Source organism: Amycolatopsis palatopharyngis (genome assembly GCF_003385185.1).
Lineage (GTDB): Bacteria > Actinomycetota > Actinomycetes > Mycobacteriales > Pseudonocardiaceae > Amycolatopsis > Amycolatopsis palatopharyngis.
Genome location: NZ_PQHZ01000109.1, coordinates 1 through 5,278, shown reverse-complemented (window position 1 = coordinate 5,278; position 5,278 = coordinate 1). Strand labels below are relative to the sequence as shown.

Genomic DNA, 5,278 nt, shown 5'->3' with positions numbered 1-5,278 from the left:
TCGATTGCCTGAACTGCCGTGGGTTCGTTGGGGACCATTAGCGCCAGGTCGGGCGCTTGTCCTGGTGGGAGTGGGTTCACTCGTTGGTGTGAAGAATCCGATTGATGGTCGAGATTCTCGACGAGATGCCGATGTTGTTGACACATTCGTTCTCCGATTGAACAGGGGTGTCCGTGGCGTTGGCTGAGGTGCGGTCGTTGGGGGCCGCGCGGCGATTGCGCACTGCCGCAGAGTTCGAGGACTTTGAGCAGGAGTTGGTGGATCAGTTCGCGCTGGCTCAGCTCGGCGCCGGTGTGACGGACGGTGTAGTGGGGTCGTATCGGTCGGTGGTGTTCGAGTTCGTGCGCTTCACCAGCCGACCGGTGTGGACAACGCGCGCTGAGGATGTCGATCGGTTCTTGGCTGACCAGCGCAGGCGTGGCCGCGCGGCGTCCACGGTGTACAGCAAAGCGGGGACGCTGACGGCGTTCTTCGAGTTCCTCGTGGCGCGCTACCAGGGAGACATCCACGCATTGACCGGTCATGTTCTCGAGCAGCCGGTGGATGAGTTCAACCGTCCGTCCAAGCCGGACTACGTCGCTGTGCGGGTGCCACCTGCGCAGCAGGAGGTCGAGACATTGTTCGGCGCGTGGCGTGAGTCGTTGCCACATGCCCGCAAGTTCCTGCCGGCGGCGCGTGACTACATGGCGGCCTCGCTGTGGCGCCGGGCGGGTTTGCGGATCACGGAGTCGCTGATGCTTGACATTCGCGACTGGCGGCCCGATCTGGGTGAACGGGGCAAGCTGCATGTCCGGTTCGGCAAGGGCAGCCGAGGACGCGGGCACAAACCTCGTCTGGTACCCGCGATCAATGAGATCGACGCTTTGATGGACTGGTGGCTGACCGATGTGCGCCACCAGTTCGGTCCGGACTGGTCTGATCCGGATGCCCCACTGCTGCCGAGTGAGCGCCGCGACCGAGACACCGGGCGATGTGTGCGGATCGGCGATGACGCATTGCGTTCCAGCCTGGCGGATGCTGTCGACCGGTGGCTTCCAGCGTGGGTGGGTCGGTTGACACCGCACGGTTTGCGACACTTCTGCGCCTCGTCGCTGTACGAACGAGGCATGGATCTCAAAGCGATACAAGAGATTCTGGGTCACGAATGGCTGTCGACGACGACGCGCTACATCCATGTCCACACCAACCACATCGAACATGCCTGGGAGACGGCCAACCAGCGGGTGGCCTCCCGGCTCATGCAGTAGCGGAGGTGCGCTGATGCGGTGGAATCTGCGGATGAAAGCAGCTGAGGCGGGTATCTGGAAGTCCACCGAGATGCGCCGCCGGTTGGCCGAGGCCGGGTTGGAGATCAGTGCGGGCAAGATGTCAGCCTTGTGGACCGGCACGCCGACCACGATCCGGCTGGACGACCTCGACGTGATCTGCGCGGTGCTGGAGTGTGAACCGACCGAGCTACTGATCCGGGAGCCGGACAAGGTGGCCGCTCGCAGGCCGCAGAAGACGGCCGACGCCACGGGAGGGGCAGTGGTCACGCCCCGGTTCGGTCGGCACCGCTCTGTGCCACCGGCGTGAGTGGCCGACCATGGCCGCGCTTGTGCAGCGTATGCCGGACCCGCCCGGTCAAGCACCGCCATGTCGACTACTGCTGCACCTGCCAGCCCGGCGGGCCCGTGACGCCCCCGCCGTGTCAGCGCTGCGGAGCGACCGAGAATTACTACAGCGCGGGCCTGTGCGCCCGCTGCCACCGGTTCTCCCCGCTGACCATCGACTCGTGCGAGGACTGCTACGCCTGGGGCGCGACCCGCACTCGTAAATGGCTGTGCCAGGGCTGCCACGCGTGGCGACAGCGCCGCCCGCTCGGTGACTGTGTCGCCTGCGGGCGGCGCGTGGCCCTCGACCCGAATTGGGGCGCGTGTCGACTGTGCTGGCGACAAGCCGACCTGGTCGGCACCGACGATCTCGCCGCCGCGATCCGCCATGGGCACCAGCTGTTCTTCGCCGATCTGTTCCGCAGCCGGGCGGGACGGGCGACTCGGCCTGGCCCGCCGGGACTGCGGCCCGGGCCGACCGCGCGGTTCGCCGCCACCGGCGCACCGCCACGGAAAGTGCTGCAGTGGACCATCTTCGACGCGATGCGCACGAACACCACGACCACGCCACGGCCGTGCACCCGCTGCGGGCAACGCCCGGTCAAGACGGCCCAGTCGGACTTCTGTTACCCCTGCCAGCCCGGCGGCCCGGGGATTGCGCCACCGTGCCGGAAGTGCGGCTCGACCAGCGACTACTACACCGCCGGGTTGTGTGTGCGCTGTCACCGGTTCTCGCCGTTGACGGTGGATTCGTGTCCGGACTGCCACGCGTGGGGCACCCGACGCGGCAACGCCTGGCTGTGCGAAGGATGCCGCGGCTGGCGACGCCACCACCCCGGCCGTGCCGACTGCGTCATCTGCGCACGGATGAGCCACGTCAACGCCAACGGCCTGTGCCGGCTGTGCCGTAAACAGGCACTCTGGCTGCCGAGCAGCACCCATGCCGACCAGGCCGAGCACATTTGGCGCTGGGGGCACCAGCTGTACTTCGCCGACATGTTCACCGGGCTCGGTGTCCGCGCCGCTCGCGCCGCTGCGGCCGACCAACGCCGGCGGCAGAGACCACGGCCGCTGCCCGCCCGTTGTCCGATACGCCATCAGCAACTGGTTGCCTTCATCCTGCCCCGCGATTTGCATGCCGGGAATGCACGCGGCTTTCCAGCCCCGTCCGATCCAGGACTTGCGGCCTACCTCGACGAGTGCGTCACCGAACACGCCGCCCGGCATGGCTGGGACTCCAAGGTCGCAACCCGCACCCGGACGGGCCTGCACATCCTGCTGGGGCTGCAGGACACTCCCGGCGCGGCCATCAACGCCAGCGATGTCGCCACCCTGTCCGTCATCGATGGTCCGGTCCGCCCCATCCTCGACGTCCTGGCCGCCCACGGATTCCTCCACGACGACCGCGTCCCGACCATCGAACGCTGGTTCACCGCCAAAACCATCGGCCTGCCCGACGAGATGGTGACCGACCTGCGGTGGTGGTTCGACGTGATGCGCCACGGCCACACCAGCCCACCCCGCAGCATTCCCCGCGCGGCCCGCACGATTCAGGCAAAACTGCGATGGGCCCTGCCCGCACTGCAAACCTGGGCGGTGCGCGGGCACGAACATCTCCGAGAGATCACCCGTGATGACGTTCTCGCGATCCTGCCCACCTCCGGCACACCCCGCCACACCATGCTCCAAGGGCTGCGCTCGATCTTCCGGCTGCTCAAAGTCCACAAGCGCGTATTCGTCAACCCGACCGCGCGTATCCCGCTCGGTCGAGGACCAGGCCGAGTCCCCCTGCCCACCCCGGTCGACGACATCCGCGAGGCGCTGTACAGCGAGGACACCACCCGGGCGGCGATCGCCGCGCTGGTGGCCTTCCACGCCCTGTCTTCCCAGCAACTGCGCAACCTGCAGCTCACCGACGTCCACGACGGCCACCTGCAGGCCGGAGATCGCACCATCCCGCTCGCCAGCCCGGTACGCCAGCGGCTGAGCGCCTACCTCGACTACCGCTCTGCCCGCTGGCCCGCCACCGCCAACCCGCACCTGTTCATCCACTACCGCAGCGCCAACCACACCCGCCCCGTCCAGATCGAGTGGCTGGCCCACCGCCTGGGCTTGTCCACCCAGGCCCTGCGCGAAGACCGCATCCTGCACGAAGTTCACGCCACCAGAGGCGATATCCGCCGCCTGTGCGACCTGTTCGGCCTGTCCGTCGGTGGCGCCGAGCGCTACACGGTCGTCCTCGACCCTCCCGATCTGCCGACCAGCGATCGACACGCCTAGCTCGACGGCCTGTGTGCTCAGCGGCAACAGCTTGACCTTCGAGTCGACTCGAAGGTTTACCGTCGGAGTGTGACGACCTATCGGATCTCTCAACTGGCCGAGCGGGCCGGGGTGCGCCCGACCACGCTGCGGTTCTACGAACAAGCCGGACTGCTGCCCGCCCAGCGCTCCGAGTCGGGCTACCGACTCTACGGCGACGACGCCATCGAACGGCTGGGCTTCATCACCTCGGGCAAACGACTCGGCCTGCCCCTGGAGGAGATCCGCGACCTGCTGCAGGTCTGGGAAGACGGCCTGTGCACCGACGTCCGACACCGGCTGCGCCCCATGCTCGCGACCCGCATCGCCGAGGCCGAACAACGCGCCACCGAACTCGACGCCTTCACCGAGCGGCTGCGCCAGGCCCTGACCGAGATCGACGGTCCGCCCCGACCCGGCCGCTGCGACCCCGGCTGCGGGTTCCTGCACCACCAACACGACCCACAACCCACGCCCATCAAACTGAGCCCACCGCGGCCCACCACCGACAACACCGGCGACAACGGGACCACACCCGCACCGATCGCCTGCACGCTCAACGGCAGCGATCAAGCCGAACGAGCCCAGCAGTGGCACGAACTGCTGGACCACGCCCACCGCCGAGACCCCATCGACGGCGGCCTGCGCTTCCACCTGCCCGCGCACACCGCAGGCGAAGTCGCCGCCCTCGCTGCAGCCGAACAGCAATGCTGCGCCTTCTTCACCTTCACGCTGCACCTGTCCGCAGGCGAGCTGCAGTTCGACGTGCACGCCCCCGACGACGCCGCCCCCCTGCTGGCCGACCTCTTCGGCACTCCCAGCTGAACCGCCACCCCACCACGCCGCGCCACCACGCAACATTCGGAAAGGTTGCTCGTGCTCGTCCTGAAGTCGATCGCGCTGTTCGTGCTGGCCGCGCTCGCCGAAATCGGCGGCGCCTGGCTCGTCTGGCAAGGCGTCCGCGAACACCGCGGCTGGATCTGGATCGGCGCCGGGGTCATCGCCCTCGGCCTCTACGGCTTCGTCGCCACCCTGCAACCCGACGCACACTTCGGCCGCATCCTCGCCGCCTACGGCGGCATCTTCGTCGCGGGCTCGCTGGCCTGGGGCATGGCCCTCGACGGCTACCGCCCCGACCGCTACGACATCACCGGCGCCCTGCTCTGCCTCATCGGTGTCGCCGTCATCATGTACGCACCCCGAGGCTGACACCACAGCAAACAGGCCGCAACGCCGACAACACGCGCCTGAGTACCAGAACCGACCAACGCTTCCGCCATCGGTTCGTGAACCCAAGCATCCCAGTACCCTCATTACCGGCCCCCACCACTTGAGTTCCCATCACTGTCCACTTCAGAATTCGCGAACCCCAGGGAAACGTCGGTGAC

At 67.7% G+C, this 5,278-nt stretch carries 5 protein-coding genes; all 5 read left to right on the top strand.

From position 1 onward, the window contains the following. The first annotated feature begins 173 nt into the window (after nucleotides 1-173). Nucleotides 174-1,247: a tyrosine-type recombinase/integrase gene (locus D0C15_RS33650; RefSeq protein ID WP_116052070.1), complete on the top strand. Its 1,074-nt coding sequence runs from the start codon at nucleotides 174-176 to the stop codon at nucleotides 1,245-1,247. A gap of 13 nt (nucleotides 1,248-1,260) precedes the next feature. Next, on the top strand, nucleotides 1,261-1,575 hold the full coding sequence (locus D0C15_RS33645) for a helix-turn-helix domain-containing protein (RefSeq protein WP_116052069.1): 315 nt from the start codon (nucleotides 1,261-1,263) through the stop codon (nucleotides 1,573-1,575). Nucleotides 1,576-1,673: 98 nt separating this feature from the next. After that, nucleotides 1,674-3,872, top strand: coding sequence for a hypothetical protein (locus D0C15_RS33640; protein WP_162830403.1), 2,199 nt, complete (start codon nucleotides 1,674-1,676; stop codon nucleotides 3,870-3,872). A gap of 69 nt (nucleotides 3,873-3,941) precedes the next feature. Continuing rightward, entirely contained in the window at nucleotides 3,942-4,715 is a 774-nt protein-coding gene (locus D0C15_RS33635) for a MerR family transcriptional regulator (RefSeq protein ID WP_116052067.1), read from the top strand. 51 nt (nucleotides 4,716-4,766) lie between these two features. Continuing rightward, nucleotides 4,767-5,099, top strand: coding sequence for a YnfA family protein (locus D0C15_RS33630; protein ID WP_043829872.1), 333 nt, complete (start codon nucleotides 4,767-4,769; stop codon nucleotides 5,097-5,099). Nucleotides 5,100-5,278 lie beyond the last annotated feature (179 nt).

Coding starts and splice junctions, on each gene's coding strand:
- D0C15_RS33645 (WP_116052069.1), top strand. CDS start 1,261: ATGCGGTGGAATCTGCGGATGAAAGCAGCTGAGGCGGGTATCTGGAAG.